The sequence below is a fragment of the Lysobacterales bacterium genome (assembly GCA_019634735.1).
Lineage (GTDB): Bacteria > Pseudomonadota > Gammaproteobacteria > Xanthomonadales > UBA2363 > Pseudofulvimonas.
In genome coordinates this window covers 63,153-80,041 of the sequence record JAHCAT010000010.1, presented here as the reverse complement: position 1 = coordinate 80,041, position 16,889 = coordinate 63,153, and the positions used below count along the sequence as shown (strand labels likewise).

The window sequence follows — 16,889 nt, the reverse complement described above, 5'->3', positions numbered from 1 at the left end:
GGCAGTCGCGGCCGGCGGCCGCTGGGCAAGTGTCTGCCCGGGACGAGCGGCTGTCCAGCGCCCATCAGGCCATCAGCGAGGCGGCCTTCAGCCGGTGGATCTCGTCGCGGACGCGGGCCGCCGCCTCGAACTCCAGGTCCTGGGCGTGGCGGAACATCTGCGCCTCGAGTTTCTTCAGGGCGGCGGCCAGGCGGGCGGGGTCCATCGAGGCGTAGTCGGTGGCAGGCTCGGCCACGGCGGCGACCTTGCGGCTGCGCTGGCCGGTCTTGCCGGTGCGGGTGTCGTCGCGGGCGCCTTCCATGATGTCGGCGACCTGCTTGCTGATGGTCTGCGGGACGATGCCGTGCTCGGCATTGAAGGCGAGCTGCTTCGCCCGGCGCCGGTCGGTCTCCTCGATCGCCGCCTGCATCGAGCGGGTCATCCGGTCGGCGTAGAGGATGGCGGTGCCGCGCAGGTTGCGGGCGGCGCGGCCGATGGTCTGGATCAGCGAGCCGGTGGAGCGCAGGAAGCCCTCCTTGTCGGCGTCCAGGATCGCCACCAGGGACACCTCGGGCATGTCCAGGCCCTCGCGCAGCAGGTTGATGCCGACCAGCACGTCGAAGGCGCCCAGGCGCAGGTCGCGGATGATCTCGACGCGCTCCACCGTCTCGATGTCCGAGTGCAGGTAGCGCACCCGCACGCCGTTCTCGGCCAGGTATTCGGTGAGGTTCTCGGCCATGCGCTTGGTCAGGGTGGTTACCAGGACGCGGTCGCCCATCGCGGTGCGCAGTCGGATCTCGCCGAGCAGGTCGTCGACCTGGGTGGCGACCGGGCGCACCTCGACCGCCGGATCGACCAGGCCGGTCGGCCGCACCACCTGCTCGACCACGGCGTCGCCGGAATGCTGCAGCTCGTAGGCGCCGGGCGTCGCCGAGACATAGATGGTGCGCGGCGCGCGCCGCTCGAACTCCTCGAACTTCAGCGGCCGGTTGTCCAGGGCGCTGGGCAGCCGGAAGCCGAACTCGACCAGGGTCTCCTTGCGCGAACGGTCGCCCTTGTACATGGCGCCGATCTGCGGGACGGTGACGTGCGATTCGTCCAGCACCAGCAGGGCGTCCGGCGGCAGATAGTCGAACAGGGTCGGCGGCGGCTCGCCGGGCATGCCGCCGGTCAGGTGCCGGGAGTAGTTCTCGATGCCGTTGCAGTAGCCGATCTCGGCCATCATCTCCAGGTCGAACTGGGTGCGCTGGCCGAGCCGCTGCGCCTCCAGCAGGCGGCCGCCCTCGGTCAACTCCTTGAGGCGGTCGGCCAGCTCGGTCTTGATCGTCTCGATCGCCTCAAGCACGGTGCGCCGGGTGGTGACGTAGTGCGACTTCGGGTAGATGGTGTAGCGCGGGATGCGCCGGCGGACCTCGCCGGTCAACGGGTCGAACAGCGCCAGGTTCTCGATCTCGCCGTCGAACAGCTCGATGCGCAGCGCCTCGTCCTCGTTCTCGGCCGGGAACACGTCGACCACCTCGCCGCGCACCCGGTAGGTGGCGCGGCGCAGCTCGTGGTCGCCGCGCGTGTACTGCAGCTCGGTCAGGCGCCGGATCAGCTCGCGCTGCTCGATGCGCTCGCCGCGCACCATGTGCAGCACCATCTTGTAGTACTCCTCCGGGCTGCCCAGGCCGTAGATCGCCGACACGGTGGCGACGACGATGGCGTCGCGCCGGCTGATCAGCGCCTTGGTCGCCGACAGGCGCATCTGCTCGATGTGTTCGTTGATCGAGCTGTCCTTCTCGATGTAGGTGTCCGAGGACGGCACGTAGGCCTCGGGCTGGTAGTAGTCGTAGTAGCTGACGAAGTACTCGACCGCGTTGTCCGGGAAGAACGCCTTGAACTCGCCATAGAGCTGCGCCGCCAGGGTCTTGTTGGGCGCCATCACCAGGGTCGGCCGCTGCACCGACTGGATGACGTTGGCGATGGTGTAGGTCTTGCCCGAACCGGTGACGCCGAGCAGGGTCTGGTGCGCCAGGCCGGCATGGAAGCCCTCGATCAGCCGGGCGATGGCCTGCGGCTGGTCGCCGGCCGGCGGGAACGGCGTGGCCAGGCGGAAGGCGTCGGAACGTTCGTCGGACATGACCGGCATTTTCCTACAGGCGATCGGGGCGGTCGCCGACGACGCCGGCGACCCGACCGGACACAGTGGCGGCCATGGACAGCCCATGCAAGCCCGCCGACACGATGCCTGCCCGCCGCGTTCCGGCCGGGTTCACCCTGGTCGAACTGCTCGCCGCGCTGGCCCTGCTGGCGATCCTGGCCGGCATGGCCGCGCCCTCGCTGCGCGAGCTGGCCGCACGGCATCGACTGGCGACCGCCGCCAACCAGTTCGTGGCCAGCTTCCAGCAGGCGCGGATGCACGCACTGGCGAACCAGTTGCCGACCGAGCTGTGCCCGGCCGTCCAGGAGCACGCCTGTTCCGGGGGGCTGGACTGGAGTGCCGGCTGGCTTGCCTGGCAGGACGACAACCGCAACCGACGCCTGGACCCCGGCGAGCCGGTGCTGGCCCGCGTCGACCCGCTGCCGGCGGGCCTGACCGCGCGCAGCAGCATCGGCCGGCCGCAGCTTCGCTACCGGCCCGACGGCAGCGCCAGCGGCAGCAACCTGACCCTCACCCTGTGCGACAGCCGGCTGCCGGGCCAGGGTCGCGCCGTCGTCGTGAACAACGGCGGTCGACCACGCACCGGACCCGCCGCCCCGGGCGCCTGCCCCTGACCTGCGCCGCGCAGCGCGAGGGGGGGGACCCGATGGTTCCGCTCGCGCCCGCCCGGTAGCGCGCAGGGAACCAGCGGGGATCGCCCCGGGTTCGGCATGAAGCGGGCCATGCCGGGGTGGCGGCTACGCTGTCCCGGTCACGGCGACCCTGGCGAGCGCCCAGACCAGGCCCTGGACGACGAAGGCGACCACCACCAGTCCGACCAGGAGCTGCAGGCTCCGGGCGAACACGGCGGCCAGCCAGCCGGCGCTGGCCGGTGCCGGCCGGGCGGCCCAGGCGGCCACGAATCCGGCCAGCAGCAGTCCCCCCAGCAGCAGGGCGAGCACCTGGCCCGGCGCCAGACCGGTCAACCTGGCGACCGCCAGGGCCACCGGCAGGCTGGACAGGACGGCAACGACGGGAACCTTGGCGGACGGGTGCATGGCGCAATTCCTTCGTGATGGACCTGATGGCACGCAGGGTCCATCGGCCGGCGCAGCGGCGCCACTGACAGGCGTCAGTCGGCACGGATGACCCGCCGCGCGGCCACCGGATGGTGCCGCGTGCTGGCCAACCCGCATGCCGTCCGGCGCGGGTCGCCGGGCGGAGGCCTCGCCAGGGCGCCGACGTTCGGTTTGACACTTTGCGCACCCGACCGGGACAATCGTCGGTCCCCCGCCGCGCACCCTCCCGTGTCGACCTCCGATTGCCTGGTCGTGATCCCCGCCTACAACGAGGGCGCCTCCGTGGCGGCCGTCGTCGCCGGCGCGCGCGCCCTGCCTGGCGCCACGGTGCTGGTCATTTCCGACGCATCGGACGACGACACCGTCGCCACCGCGCTGGCTGCCGGCGCGACCGTGCTCGAGCTGCCCGCCAGGCTGGGTGCCTGGGGCGCCATCCAGACAGGACTGCGCTACGCGCGCCGGCACGGCTACCGGCAGGTGCTGACCCTGGACGCCGACGGCCAGCACCCCACCGATGCCCTGCCCGGCCTGCGCGCCGCGCTGGCGCAGGACGACGTGGTGATCGGCACCTGCCCGGCCCGGCTCAGCCTGGCCCGGCGCGTCGCCTGGTCCTACTTCCGGTTTCTGACCGGCCTGAAGGTGGTCGACGTCACCTCCGGCCTGCGCGCCTACGGGCCGCGGGCGATCGACCTGCTGTCGCGGCCGGAGGCCAGCCTGCTGGACTACCAGGACATCGGCGTGCTCCTGCTGCTGTCCGGCCAGGGGCTCAGCATCCACGAGCTGCCGGTGGCGATGCGCAAGCGCGAGAACGGCCACTCGCGCGTGTTCTCGTCCTGGTTCAGCGTCGCCCGCTACATGATCCACACCACGGTGCTGTGCCTGGCGCAGATCCGCAGGCGCCTGCCCGAGGAGGCGCAGGCATGAGCCTGATCGTGGTCACCCTGGCGATCGGACTGGCGCTGGCCGGCACCATCCTGTACATGGTGCGCCGCGACCACCTGCACGGCCCCTACGCACTGGGCTGGTTGTTGCTGGCGGCGGGCATCATCGGCCTGTCGGCCTTCCCCCGGGTGATCGACCGGATCGGCCAGCTCACCGGCGTCTACTACCCGCCGATCCTGCTCTGCCTGGTGGCGATCGCCGCGCTGCTGATCAAGAGCCTGCTCGGCGACCTGCAGCGCTCGCGCCAGGAGCGCGCGCTGCGCCGGCTGTCGCAGAAGCTGGCCATTCTCGAGCAGGACATGGAGGAGATGCGGGTGCGCCAGGGGTTGCCGCCGCCGCGTCGCGAGACCGGACCGGACTGAACGCGCGTGTCAGCGTCGATCGCCCGCATCGCCGTCAGCAAGCAAGGCCGATGCTCGGGTGTTGCCGCGCGACGCGCCGCCGGACCCTGACATGCGCGGCACCACCGACGCTCCCCTGCGGATTCTCCACCTCGGCAAGTTCCTGCCGCCCCACCCCGGTGGCATCGAGCGGTTCCTGGCCGACCTGCTGCCGGCGCAGCGGCGCCTGGGTCTGCGGCCGGCGGTGCTTGCACATGCCGATCCCGGCAATCCGTCGACGCATTGCCGTCGCGCCCTTGGCGCCGCGGCGGTACAGGCACGCGTGCTGGCCCGCCTGGCCTACGCGCCGGTCAGCCCGGGCTGGCCTTGCCTCCTGGACCGCCTGATCCGGCGCTGGCGGCCGCAACTGCTGCATCTGCACCTGCCCAACCCTTCCGCGTTCTGGGCGCTGGCCCTGCCCTCGGCACGGCGCCTGCCCTGGCTGATCCACTGGCATGCCGATGTCCCGCACGATGCCCTGTCGCTGCGGCTGCGGCTGCTGTATCCCGGCTACCGTCGACTGGAGACCGCCCTGCTGAGGCGTGCCCGGCGGGTGGTCGCCACCAGTGCCGCCTACGCCGCGTCGAGCCGGCCGCTGGCGCCCTGGCAGGACAAGGTGCGGGTGCTGCCCCTGGGTCTGGCCGATGGCCGCGCGGCCGCGGCGACGATGGAGGCCTGGCCCGCCGGCACCGGCCTGCGCGTGCTGTTCGTTGGGCGCTTCAGCTATTACAAGGGCATCGACCACCTGCTCGAGGCGGTGGCTGCGACGCCCGGGGTGCAGCTGCTGCTGATCGGCGACGGCGACCTGGCGCGCCCGGTGCGCGAGCGGGCCGCCCGGCCCGACCTGGCCGGCCGGGTCGCCCTGCCGGGCAGCCTCGACGACGCCGCCCTGGCGACCGCCCTGGCGGCGGCCGATGTGCTGTGCCTGCCCTCGATCGAACGCAGCGAAGCCTTCGGCATGGTGCTGCTGGAAGCGATGCGCGCCGGCGTGCCGTGCCTGGCGACGCGGGTGCCCGGCAGCGGCATGACCGAGGTGCTGGCTGCCGACGGACCCGAACCCGCAGGCCTGGTGGTGCCGCCGGCCGACCCGCGGGCCCTGGCCGAGGCACTTGGGCGCCTGCGCGACGACCCCCTGCTGCGCGCCCGCCTAGGTCAGGCCGGTGCCCGGCGTTTCCAGCGCTGCTACCGCATCGACGCCGTGGCTCAGGCGCTGCAGGCGGTCTATCGGGAATGCCTCGCGGACGGTGCGGCCGCCTGAACCGGCCGGCGTGCGCCGCCACACCGAGGGATCGACCCGCGCCCAGGCTCGGACCACGCGTCGCCCGGGTCCCAGGCGGCCGCCGCAGACGACTGGCTACCCGGCAACGGCCTTCGCCGGCGCATCGGCCGGCACCGCCCCGTCGACCGGCTGCCTGGCTGGCCGGCTCGCCAGCACCATCAGGGCCACGGCAGTGGGTGCCAGGTGCATGACCAGGCGGTTGACCACCGTGTAGCTCTCCGCCCACCGGCCGGCCTGGGTGAACACGAACAGGCCAAGGATCAGGCCCATCCCGGCCAGCACCAGCAGCGTCGCACCGGCCAGCGGCGGATCGCTGCACAGGCGACGCCAGCGCCAGACGAGCACCAGCGGCAGCAGGTACCAGAGCAGGTGCCAGTTGCCCTGCGCGAACAGGCCGGCCGCCGTCGCCAGCAGCACGCTGCCCAGCGGCCGGCCCGCGCCCTCGGGGGCCGGCGCCATGAGGTGGCGCAGCGTCTCCAGCCATTGCAGGCCGCACAGCCAGGACAGCAGCACCACGAGCGCCGCGCCGCCGGCGATGATCAGGACGCGCAGGGCCGCGCGGTGCCGTGCCAAACCGAACCACAGCATCACGGCGATCATGCCCAGCGCCCACACCATGCCCTCGAACTTCAGGGCCGGCAGGACCGCCAGCAGCACCAGGGCAAGCAGCAGGTGGCCGCGCTCGCCGCGCTCCATCCAGCGCAGCCACGAGAGCACGGCGAACGCCAGGCAGGTGGCCACCCACATGTCGGCGTAGCCGGGCAGCGCGGCATGGACGGTCAGCAGGGGCAGGGAACCCAGCGCGTAGGCGCCCAGCGCGACCGCGGTCGGCGACGCGCCCAGCACCCGCCACTGACCCGCGCAACCGGCCAGCATGGCCAGCCAGAGGGCCGGCCACGCCAGGTTGATGGCCGACTCGCGCCAGCCGCCGGCCAGGCTGGCCAGCCAGACCTCGATCCAGCTCAGCAGCTCGGGGTAATGATGCGCCAGGGAGATCCGGGCGCTGCCGGGGGGCTGTTCCAGCCAGACCTGGGCAGGCGCGAACTCGACCGCCTCGCCAGCCAGCGACCAGGCCTTGGCCTTGGCGCTCCAGGCCAGCCAGGCATCCCAGCCGAACAACGGCCGCAGCCAGGCCTCGTCGATGATCCACACCAGGCGCACGGCCAGCAGCGTCAGCACGGCCAGCAGCAGCCAGGGCGAAGCCGGCGGCCAGGCGGTCGACGGGGCCGGGCCTGCGGCACGTGCGCGCAGCAGGCGCGCGGCCGGCGCCGCCATCGCCCAGGCAAGCAGCGCGGGCAGCGCGGGCCACGCCCAGCGCCAGGCCGGCAGCGCCTCGATCCCGAGCATCGACGGCAATCGGGTCACGAAGCCGACGCCGATCAGGCCCAGGACCACGGCATAGCCGGCGAACGCCAGCCAGCCGCCCGGCGACGACGGCCGCCCCGAGAGGCACCGGTAGACACCCGCCCCCAGCAGCAGAAGCAGCAGCAGGCCGAGGGTCACGGTCATGGCGCCTCACCCAGACGGAAGATGCGCAGGGCGCCGTCGAGGACGATCGGCTCGGCGGCCATGGCGACGTCGGCGAAATGCAGCAGGCCGGCCTCGGGTTGCCAGCGCGGCGCCCGGGCATCGAACAGGACCACCACCGCACCGGCACGCTGCGCCGGTGTCCCGTAGGTGACCAGGTTGACCGGCGCCACGTTGAGCGGCAGCAGGTGGTACAGCAGGCGCGCGCGCTGGTAGTCGGATCCGGCATCGACGAACACCCGGGTGTCGGAGTCCATTCCTGCCAGCGCTTCGCGCACCCGCGCGGCCGCGTCGAAGGCGGCCTGGTCCGGCTGCAGCGCAGCCCGCTCGCCGGCGTCGAGACCGGCGTAGACGACCCGGGTCGCCTGGTGGCGGCCATGGAAGTTGTGCAGCCAGCGCAGGTCGAGCAGCAGCCAGCCGATCGCCGCGAGCAGCAGCGCCGCCTGCCCGGCCCGTCGGCCCCGCCAGCCCAGAACCAGCACGCCGGCCAGCCAGGCGCCGGTCGCCGCCAGCGCCAGCAGCACCGGCAAGGGCCAACCGCGTGCCTGCGGCGAGTCCGGCCCGATCGCGCTGAGCGACAGCAGCTCCCAGTTCTGACGGCCGAACCAGTCGTGCCGCCGCGCCGCCAGGGCGCCCGACCAGGAGGGCGACTGCAACTCCACCGAGCGCAGGGTGAACGGCCGGAAAGCGGCACCCGGCGGCACGGACTGCGCGCCGGGATACTCGGCCAGACCGATCTCCGTGATGGTGCCGCGCCAGTGGGGCGATGCCGACAGGTCGACCGCCCCTTCGCCGGTCCCGACGCCGGGCAGGCTCATCACCCGGACATCGTCCGGCTGGTCGGCGCGCCGGAACACGAAGGTGAGCTCGAGGGTCCGCGGCAGGCCCTCGAAGCGGTAGCGCAGTATCGGCAGCTCTTCCGCGCGGAACGGCGTCGGCGCATGGACCTGCAGCGCACCGTTGGCGCCGGCCATCGCGGTGACGTGCAGGCCGCCGTCGCGCGCGCGCGCCTGGCCGATGGCACTGGCGAAGCGTTCGCCGGGTATCGCCAGCGACTGCGCCGGTCTCGGCGGATCGCCGGGACGCAGCGGCACGAACAGCGCCAGAAGCAGGGCGCTCCAGGCGAGCACGAGGGCTGCGAAGATCGGCCGGCGCATCAGGCGACCCGCTGCCCGAGCCGGTCCAGCTCGGCACTGCTGAAGCCGGCGGCCCGGCGCGCAGCGAGGTTCAGCGGCCCGCGCAGCGCGCCGGGCGCCAGGCCCTCGAGCAGGGAGTGGAAACGCGTGTCCGGGCAGACGCCGGCCTGCGCGCAACACCAGTGGAACCAGCGGCTCCCGGCGGCGACATGGTCGACCTCCTCGCGCAGGATGGTCTCGAGGATCGCCACGGTCTGCACGTCGCCAACGGCCTTCAGTCGGTCGATCATCCCGGGCGTGACATCCAGGCCACGCGCCTCGAGCACGCGCGGCACCAGGGCCATGCGCTGCAGGCAGTCGTGGTCGGTGCGCAGCGCCATTTCCCACAGGCCGTTGTGGGCCGGGAAGTCGCCGTAGGCGTGGCCGAGGTCGGCAAGCCGGGCGGCCAGCAGCCCGAAGTGCCTGGCCTCGTCGGCGGCCACCGAGATCCAGTCGTCGTAGAAGCCATCCGGCATGTCGCGGAACCGGTACACCGCATCCCAGGCCAGGTCGATGGCGTTCAACTCGATGTGGGCGACCGCATGCACCAGCGCGGCCCGGCCCTCGGCGCTGCCCAGGCCGCGCTGCGACAGCGCCCGCGGATGCACCAGGACCGGACGTGCGGGCCGGCCCGGGCAATCGATGCGCTCCGGCGGCGCCAGCCCCTCGCCGCTCGCGCGCAGGCGCCCGGCGCGCCAGTCCGCCACGGCCTGGCCGGTGGCCGCCAGCTTGTCGGCCGGCTCGGGCGCCGCCAGGCAGGCGCGCGCACGCAGGTGCAGATTGTCCTCGATGCTGGCCATCCCCCTGCCGCCGACCCGGTCAGGACGCCAGGCGCCGGGCCTGCTTGGCCTCGTCGGAGCGGATCAGCTCCAGCTCGCGCAGGTAGTTGCTCTCCAGACCGGTCACGTATTCGCCGGAAAAGCAGGACGTGTCGAAACGCTGGATGTCGTCGCGACCGTCGCGAACCGCGTCGACCAGGTCGTCCAGGCGCTGGTAGACCAGCCAGTCCGCGCCGAGCAGGGTCTGCACCTGGTCCTCGGTGCGGCCGTTGGCGATCAGTTCCTGCGCCGAGGGCATGTCGATGCCGTAGACGTTGGGGTGGCGGACCGGCGGCGCCGCGGATGCGAAATAGACCTTGCGGGCGCCGGCGTCGCGGGCCATCTGGATGATCTGCTTCGAGGTGGTGCCGCGGACGATGGAATCGTCGATCAGCAGCACGACCTTGTCTCGGAACTCCTGGCCGATGGCGTTGAGCTTGCGCCGCACCGATTTCGCGCGCTCGGTCTGGCCCGGCATGATGAAGGTGCGCCCGATGTAGCGGTTCTTCACGAAGCCCTCGCGGAACGGCACGCCCAGGGCGGCAGCCAGCACCAGCGCCGCGCTGCGCGCGGTATCGGGGATCGGCATGACCACGTCGATGTCGTGGTCCGGGCGCAGCGCCTGGATCCGGCGCGCGAGCAGTTCGCCCATGCGGACGCGGGCCTGGTACACCGAGATGCCCTCGATGATCGAGTCCGGGCGGGCCAGGTAGACGTACTCGAAGATGCACGGCGCCGGCGTCGATTCGGCGCACTGGCGGTGGTGCAGCACGCCGTCGAAGCCGATCAGCACGGCTTCGCCCGGTGCCACGTCGCGGAGCAGTTCGAAGCCGAGGATGTCGAGCGCGACGCTCTCCGAGGCGACGGCGTACTCCATGCCTTGGGCAGTCCAGCGCTGGCCCAGCACCAGGGGCCGGATGCCGTGCGGGTCGCGGAACGCGACCAGGCCGTGACCCAGCAGCAGGGCGACCGCCGCATAGCCGCCCTTGCAGCGCGCGTGCACCGCGCCCACCGCCTTGAAGATGTGCTCGGGCGTCAGCCGCATGCGGTCCTGGATCGCCAGTTCGTGCGCGAAGACGTTGAGCAGCACCTCCGAGTCCGAGGACGTGTTGATGTGCCGCCGATCCTCCTCGAACAGCTGCCCGCGGATGGCGTCGGCATTGGTGAGGTTGCCGTTGTGGCCCAGGGCGATTCCGTACGGCGAGTTGACGTAGAAGGGCTGGGCCTCCTCGGCGTTCTCGGCCCCGGCGGTCGGATAGCGGCAATGGCCGATGCCGGCATGGCCGGTCAGGCGCGCCATTTCCGGCGGCCCGAACACGTCGCGCACCAGGCCGTTGGCCTTGTGCAGGCGCAGCCGGCTGCCGTCGACCGTGGCGATGCCGGCGGCATCCTGGCCACGGTGCTGCAGGACGGTCAGGCCGTCGTAGAGGGCGCCGGCGACATCCGACTTGCCCATGATTCCGATGATTCCGCACATGGCCGGATGGCGTCCTGGTTCAATTGCCGGCCGGGGCCGGGAGGGGCGGCTGCGGCAGTTCGGCGGCCGAGGGCAGCACCGGCGGCGACAGGGCCTGCAGGGCGGCCAGGGTTTCCGGGATCTGCTCGCGCAGCCAGGTCGCCACCGGCTGGAAGCGCGGGATCAGCTCGGACTGCTGCCACCAGGGATCCTGGGGAAAGGGCGTGTAGCCGAGCACCAGCACCAGCGCCGCGACCACCAGGCCGCCGCGCAGCAGGCCGAAGCCGAGTCCGAGCACGCGGTCGGTGCCGCCCAGCCCGCCGGCGCGTACGACCCGCGCGACCAGCCAGCCGAGCAGGCCGCCGACCACCAGCACCAGCACGAACACGGTGCCGTAGCCCAGTGCGGTGCGCGCCGACGGCAGGTCGATCCAGGCCGCGTAGAACTGCGCGACCTGGCCGCCGAACAGCAGGGCACCGGCGATCGCCGCCAGCCAGGTGACCAGGGCCAGAGCCTCGCGCACCAGGCCGCGCCACAGGCCGACCAGCAGCGACAGCAGCAGGATGGCCACGATCACCCAGTCGGCGCCGTTCATGGCGTCCGGCCCAGGCTCACGGATGCGGTACCACCAGACCGTCCAGGCGCTGGCTGGACTTCAGCCGCTCCAGCTGGGCCTGTGCCTGGTCGCGCCGCGTGTAGGGCCCGACCCGGACCGCGTGGCTGTCGCCACGCCGGACCACGAAGGCCGGGTACCCGGCGCCGCGCAGGCGGTCGCCCAGCTGGCGTGCCGTCGCTTCCTGGGCGAAGGCGCCGACCTGGACCGCGAACGCACCAGCACCCTGGGGTGCCGTCGGCGCGGCGGCGACCGGGGCCCCGCCGGAAGCGTCCTCCTCGACCTTGGGCTGGGCATCGGGCACGGCGGTCAGCAGGCGCTGGCGCGCCTGTTCGGCCTGGGCACGGGTCTGCCAGGGGCCGGCACGCAGCCGCACCAGGCTGCGCCCGCCGGACTGCACCTGCTCGCGTGCGACGGCAGCGCCGGCCCGCCGCGCCGCGGCCTCGACACGGTCCGCGTTGCCCGTCTGGCCGTAGCTGCCCAGACTCACCCAGAAGCGGCCGCCAGCCTCGGTGGCCGGCAATCCGCCGCCAGCGGCGGCAGGCGCGGGCGCAGAAGCCTGGGCGGGGGTCGGTGTCACCGGCGCCGGGGCAGTCGCCGGGGTCGTGGCCGGCGGTGCGGCCGTCACCGGGGCCGGCTCCGGCGGCGCGGCAGCCGCGGCTGGATCCGGCGCGGCCACCGGCGCCGGGGCCTGGCTGGCGGTGTCCACCGTGACCACCCGGTCGGCGTCGGCGACGTCGCCAGTCAGGGGCAATTCGACCCGGGCCAGCTCCCGGTCCGGCGCCGGCGGAATCTGCAGCGGCAGCGTCTCGGTACGGCGCTGCTCGGGCGGCGGCCCGGCCAGGAACATCGGCAGCACGATGGCGGCCAGCACGATCAGCACGGCAGCGCCGACGAGGCGGCGTTTCAGAGTCGGATCCATGCCGCCGATTATAGGCCAAGCGCAGGGCCGGCCCGCGACCGGCCATGCGGTGCCGCTGGTGTCCGGTACAGGTCCCGATCGGCGCCACCACCGGACTGCGCCATCGGAATCGCCGTGCCCGCATGCCTGTGCGCAGGTCGGGACCGAGGACTCAGCTGGCTCCTCCGCCTGGCCCGAGCGCGGCATCCGCAAGGGCCACGGTGAGGAACGAGCCGAACACCACGATCCGGTCGTCGGGTCCGGCAAGCGCGCGAGCGGCGGCGACCGCAGCGGCGACATCGGCATGCCGGTGCACCCGACCCGCCGGCAGCAGGCCCGCGACGCGCAGCGCGAGCGCCTCGACCGGCAGTCCGCGCGGGCTGTCGTCCGCGAGGCCGGCCAGGTGCCAGGTGCGCACATGCGACCGCAGTGGCGCGATCACGCCGGGCAGGTCCTTGTCGAGCAACCCGGAAAACACCGCGTCGGTGGGCCCGGGCTGGTCCGCCAGCCAGTGCGCCAGCGCCGTCGCCGCCTGCGGGTTGTGGGCCACATCCAGGATCACGCGGCGATCGCCACCCGCCCGTTGCAGGCGACCCGGCAGCGCTGCGCCCGCCAGTCCGCCGGCCGCGGCTTGCAGATCGATGGCCGGATCCAGGGCATGCAGTGCAGCCAGCGCGGAGGCCGCGTTGTCCCATTGCACCGGCGCCACCAGGGGCAGTCGCCCGGGCAATGCGACACGGCGCCCGCCGGCCTGCCAGACCGGTGGCGGACCGGGCAGCCAGTCATGATCACGGCCCAGCCAGCGCACACCGGCGCCGAGCGCGGCGGCCGCCGCCAGCAGGGCCGGCTCGGCATCGCGCTCGCCGATCACCAGCGCACGTCCCGGGCGGGCGATGCCCGCCTTCTCGCGGGCGATGGCGGCGCGCGTATCGCCCAGCCAGTCCTGGTGGTCCAGGGCCACCGTGGTCACCACCGCGACTTCGGCATCGATCAGGTTCACCGCGTCCAGCCGGCCGCCCAGGCCCACCTCGAGCACGGCCAGGTCGAGGTCGGCCTGCGCCATCACCAGGAACGCGGCCAGCGTGCCGGCTTCGAAGTAGGTCAGGGGAACACCCTCGCGGGCGCGCTCGACGCGCTCGAACGCCTCGACCAGCGCGGCGTCGCCGACCTCGACACCGGCGATGCGCACCCGCTCGTTGTAGCGATGAAGATGCGGCGAGGTGTAACAGCCGACCCGCATTCCCGCCGCGGTGGCCGCCGCTTCCACGAAGGCGACCGTCGAGCCCTTGCCGTTGGTGCCGCCCACGGTGATCACGCGGGTGCCGGGGCGGGGCGCGCCAAGGGCCTGCCAGACCCGGCCGACGCGGTCCAGGCCGAGGGCGATGGCCTGCGGATGGCCGCGCTCCAGACGCCGCAGCCAGGCGGCCAGGTCGTCGGCCGGGGTCACGGGGCGTGGCAGGCGGGTATCAGTCGCCGGCGTCGGCCGGCAGCGGCCGCGGCTGGTTCATCAGCATGGCCAGCAGTCTGGCCAGGGTGTCGCGCTGCTCGCGCCGGTCGACGATCAGGTCGATGGCGCCGTGCTCGAGCAGGAACTCGCTGCGCTGGAAGCCGTCCGGCAGGGTCTCCCGCACGGTCTGGGCGATCACCCGCGGTCCGGCGAATCCGATCAGGGCCTTCGGCTCGGCCAGGTTGAGATCGCCGAGCATGGCCAGCGATGCGGAGACGCCGCCGGTGGTCGGATGGGTCATCACCGAGATGTAGGGCAGACCGGCCTCGCGCATCCGCGCGATCACCGCGGAGGTCTTGGCCATCTGCATCAGCGACAGCAGGCCCTCGTGCATGCGGGCACCGCCGGTCGCCGAGAAGCACACCAGGGGCATGCGCTCGGCCAGCGCCATCTCGCCGGCGCGGGCGAAGCGCTCACCGACCACCGAGCCCATCGAGCCGCCCATGAACGCGAACTCGAACGCGCAGGCGGCCAGCGGCCGGCCGTGCAGGGTGCCGCGCATGGCGACCAGGGCATCCTTCTCGCCGACCTTCTTCTGGGTCGCGACGAGCCGGTCCTTGTATTTCTTCCCGTCCCGGAAGCGCAGCGGGTCGTCGGGCTCGATGCCGGCGGCGATCTCGGCGGCGGAGCCGGCATCGAGCAGGGCCAGCAGCCGCTGCCGGGCGCCGATCGGACGATGGTGGCCGCACTTCGGGCAGACCTGCAGGTTGCGCTCCAGCTCCGGCAGGTAGAGGGCGGCACCGCAGCCCTCGCACTTCTCCCAGACGCCCTCCTTGACGCCGCGTCGGCCGTTGCCGGCCTCGGTGCGGATCCGCGAGGGCATGAGCTTGGACAACCAGTTCATTCGGAAGGCGGCGTGCGGACGAGCCGCCAAAGATAGCGCGGGGACGGCAGCGGGGCCAGTCGGGAGGCGGTCTGGGGGTGGCTGCAGACCGACCGGCCGAACGCCCTGCCCTGCCGCCTCGGCCTGTCAGGCGTGGTCCAGGGCCGTGCGCAGCGGGGCCAGGAAGGCACCGGCATCGGCTGCCGCGGTCTCCGCATCCGCGCAGCCGGCCAGGGTTTCCACCAGGGCGCTGCCGACCACCACCGCGTCGGCATGGGCGGCCACGGCCCGCGCCGAGGCGGCGTCCTTGACGCCGAAACCCACCGCCACCGGCACCTGGGTGAGCGCCTTGATCGCCGCGACCTTGGTGCCGACCTCGGCGGGCTCCAGGCGGCTGGCGCCGGTGACCCCGGCGAAGGCGACGTAGTAGAGGAAGCCGCGCGCCTGCGCCGCGAGCCGGGCGAGGCGTTCGCCCCCGGTGGTCGGCGCGGCCAGCAGGATCTGGTGCAGGCCGTGCCCGGCCAGCAGGGGGCCAAGCGCCGCCGACTCCTCGACGGGCGCGTCGACCAGCAGCAGGCCGTCGACGCCGGCGCGGGCGGCCTGCGCCACGAAGCGCTCGCGTCCGACGATCTCGACCGGATTGAGGTAGCCCATCAGCACCACCGGGGTGTCGACGTCCTGGCGCCGGAACTCCTCGACCATCGCCAGCACCGCGCTGGCGCCGACGCCGGCGGCGATCGCCCGCTCGCTGGCCTTCTGGATGACCGGGCCGTCGGCCATGGGGTCTGAGAACGGCACGCCCAGTTCGATGAGGTCGGCGCCGGCCTCGACCAGGGCATGCATGACCGGCACGGTCGCTTCAGGCAACGGATCGCCCGCCGTGATGAAGGGCACCAGGCCGGTGCGGCCGGCAGCGGCCAGGGCCGCGAATCGTCGATCGATGCGGTTCACAGTTCGATGCCCTCGCGCGCGGCGATGGTCTGCACGTCCTTGTCGCCACGCCCGGACAGGTTGACCAGGACGGTCTGATCCGGGCGCATCCCGCGGGCCAGGCGCATCGCCAGCGCCACCGCATGGCTGGATTCCAGCGCAGCCAGGATGCCCTCGGTGCGGGCCAGTGCATGGAAGGCGGCCATCGCCTCCTCGTCGTCGACGCCCAGGTAGGTGGCGCGCCCGGTGTCCTTCAGCCAGGCGTGCTCGGGACCGACGCCCGGGTAGTCCAGGCCGGCCGAGACCGAATGGGTTTCGGTGATCTGGCCATCGTCGTCGCACAGCACATAGGTGCGGTTGCCGTGCAGCACGCCGGGGCGACCGGCCGCCAGCGACGCGGCGTGCCGCCCGCTGGCGATGCCGTCGCCCGCCGCCTCGGCGCCGTACAGGGCCACCTGGCGGTCGTTGAGGAAGGCGTGGAACAGGCCGATCGCATTGCTGCCGCCGCCCACGCAGGCGACCAGGGCGTCGGGCAGTGCGCCCTCGCGCTCCAGCATCTGCGCGCGGGCCTCGCGGCCGATCACCGCGTTGAAGTCGCGCACCATCATCGGGTAGGGATGCGGGCCGGCGACCGTGCCGATGATGTAGAAGGTGTCGGCGACATTGGTGACCCAGTCGCGCAGCGCCTCGTTGAGGGCGTCCTTGAGCGTGCGCGAGCCGGAGGTCACCGGCACCACGGTGGCGCCCAGCAGCTTCATCCGGAACACGTTGATGGCCTGCCGCTCGATGTCGGTGGCACCCATGTAGACCACGCATTCCAGGCCCAGGCGTGCCGCCACCGTGGCGGTGGCGACGCCGTGCTGGCCGGCGCCGGTCTCGGCGATCACCCGGGGCTTGCCCATGCGCCGGGCGACCAGGGCCTGGCCGACCGTGTTGTTGATCTTGTGCGCGCCGGTGTGGTTCAGGTCCTCGCGCTTGAGCAGGATGCGCGCACCGCCGACCTGCCGACTCAGGCGCTCCGCGTGGTAGATCGGGCTGGGCCGGCCGACATAGTCGGCGAGGTCGCGCATCAGTTCGGCCTGGAAGGCGGCATCGTCGCGCAGCGTGCGGTAGGCGGCCTCCAGTTCGGCCAGCGGGGCCATCAGGGTTTCCGCCACGTAGCGGCCGCCGAACTGGCCGAAGCGGCCCTCGGCATCCGGCCAGGCGGTCAGGTCTAGATCGGTTGCTGGCGTGGTTGGCGCGTTCATTGCATCGCAGCATGGAGGGCGGACGCGAAGCTTAGCGGTCTTGCCGGCTGCCGGGTGTCGAGACGACGCGATCCGGGGGCGCTGCGGCGCCGGGCCCGGGTGCAACCCCAG

16 protein-coding genes are annotated in these 16,889 nt (G+C 73.0%); 4 read left to right on the top strand and 12 right to left on the bottom strand.

What is annotated here, in order from left to right; all coding sequences use genetic code 11:
• Window positions 1-64: 64 nt before the first annotated feature.
• The gene (gene uvrB, locus KF823_10745) at window positions 65-2,101 is read right to left on the bottom strand and encodes an excinuclease ABC subunit UvrB (GenBank protein MBX3726380.1); all 2,037 of its coding nucleotides are present in this window, start codon (window positions 2,099-2,101) and stop codon (window positions 65-67) included.
• 74 nt (window positions 2,102-2,175) lie between these two features.
• On the opposite strand from uvrB, the gene KF823_10740 reads away from it, so the two are divergent.
• On the top strand, window positions 2,176-2,736 hold the full coding sequence (locus KF823_10740) for a GspH/FimT family protein (GenBank protein MBX3726379.1): 561 nt from the start codon (window positions 2,176-2,178) through the stop codon (window positions 2,734-2,736).
• A gap of 123 nt (window positions 2,737-2,859) precedes the next feature.
• Here KF823_10740 and KF823_10735 read toward each other — a convergent pair whose 3' ends face one another.
• Entirely contained in the window at window positions 2,860-3,159 is a 300-nt protein-coding gene (locus KF823_10735) for a hypothetical protein (GenBank protein ID MBX3726378.1), read from the bottom strand.
• A gap of 87 nt (window positions 3,160-3,246) precedes the next feature.
• Here KF823_10735 and KF823_10730 point away from each other — a divergent pair, with 87 nt between their 5' ends.
• The 3 genes from KF823_10730 to KF823_10720 all read left to right on the top strand — a co-directional run bounded on the left by KF823_10730 (window position 3,247) and on the right by KF823_10720 (window position 5,760).
• Window positions 3,247-4,104 (top strand): glycosyltransferase family 2 protein, encoded by an 858-nt coding sequence (locus tag KF823_10730; protein ID MBX3726377.1) that lies wholly within the window; start codon window positions 3,247-3,249, stop codon window positions 4,102-4,104.
• Window positions 4,101-4,484 carry a DUF2304 domain-containing protein gene (locus KF823_10725; protein MBX3726376.1) on the top strand — a complete coding sequence of 128 codons (384 nt, stop codon included), beginning with the start codon at window positions 4,101-4,103 and terminating at the stop codon, window positions 4,482-4,484. The genes KF823_10730 and KF823_10725 overlap by 4 nt, the downstream gene beginning before the upstream one ends.
• 91 nt (window positions 4,485-4,575) lie before the next feature.
• The gene (locus tag KF823_10720) at window positions 4,576-5,760 is read left to right on the top strand and encodes a glycosyltransferase (protein MBX3726375.1); all 1,185 of its coding nucleotides are present in this window, start codon (window positions 4,576-4,578) and stop codon (window positions 5,758-5,760) included.
• Window positions 5,761-5,856: 96 nt separating this feature from the next.
• Here the strand turns inward: KF823_10720 and KF823_10715 are convergent, their stop codons facing one another.
• The 10 genes from KF823_10715 to trpB all read right to left on the bottom strand — a co-directional run bounded on the left by KF823_10715 (window position 5,857) and on the right by trpB (window position 16,778).
• Window positions 5,857-7,290, bottom strand: a complete 1,434-nt coding sequence (locus tag KF823_10715; protein ID MBX3726374.1) for a hypothetical protein — start codon at window positions 7,288-7,290, stop codon at window positions 5,857-5,859.
• A complete protein-coding gene (locus KF823_10710; protein MBX3726373.1) occupies window positions 7,287-8,465 on the bottom strand; it encodes a hypothetical protein in 1,179 nt (392 codons plus the stop codon). The genes KF823_10715 and KF823_10710 overlap by 4 nt, the downstream gene beginning before the upstream one ends.
• Entirely contained in the window at window positions 8,465-9,283 is an 819-nt protein-coding gene (locus KF823_10705) for a ferritin-like domain-containing protein (GenBank protein MBX3726372.1), read from the bottom strand. Before KF823_10705 ends, KF823_10710 begins: the two co-directional genes overlap by 1 nt.
• Window positions 9,284-9,302: 19 nt before the next feature.
• Window positions 9,303-10,778 carry an amidophosphoribosyltransferase gene (gene purF / locus KF823_10700; GenBank protein ID MBX3726371.1) on the bottom strand — a complete coding sequence of 492 codons (1,476 nt, stop codon included), beginning with the start codon at window positions 10,776-10,778 and terminating at the stop codon, window positions 9,303-9,305.
• 19 nt (window positions 10,779-10,797) lie between these two features.
• Window positions 10,798-11,352, bottom strand: coding sequence for a CvpA family protein (locus KF823_10695; protein MBX3726370.1), 555 nt, complete (start codon window positions 11,350-11,352; stop codon window positions 10,798-10,800).
• Between the two features lie 16 nt (window positions 11,353-11,368).
• Entirely contained in the window at window positions 11,369-12,292 is a 924-nt protein-coding gene (locus tag KF823_10690; protein MBX3726369.1) for an SPOR domain-containing protein, read from the bottom strand.
• A 151-nt stretch (window positions 12,293-12,443) separates the two neighbouring features.
• Entirely contained in the window at window positions 12,444-13,718 is a 1,275-nt protein-coding gene (locus KF823_10685) for a bifunctional folylpolyglutamate synthase/dihydrofolate synthase (protein MBX3726368.1), read from the bottom strand.
• 19 nt (window positions 13,719-13,737) lie between these two features.
• On the bottom strand, window positions 13,738-14,622 hold the full coding sequence (gene accD / locus KF823_10680; protein ID MBX3726367.1) for an acetyl-CoA carboxylase, carboxyltransferase subunit beta: 885 nt from the start codon (window positions 14,620-14,622) through the stop codon (window positions 13,738-13,740).
• Window positions 14,623-14,748: 126 nt separating this feature from the next.
• On the bottom strand, window positions 14,749-15,552 hold the full coding sequence (trpA, locus tag KF823_10675; protein ID MBX3726366.1) for a tryptophan synthase subunit alpha: 804 nt from the start codon (window positions 15,550-15,552) through the stop codon (window positions 14,749-14,751).
• Window positions 15,549-16,778 carry a tryptophan synthase subunit beta gene (gene trpB, locus KF823_10670; GenBank protein ID MBX3726365.1) on the bottom strand — a complete coding sequence of 410 codons (1,230 nt, stop codon included), beginning with the start codon at window positions 16,776-16,778 and terminating at the stop codon, window positions 15,549-15,551. Before trpB ends, trpA begins: the two co-directional genes overlap by 4 nt.
• Window positions 16,779-16,889 lie beyond the last annotated feature (111 nt).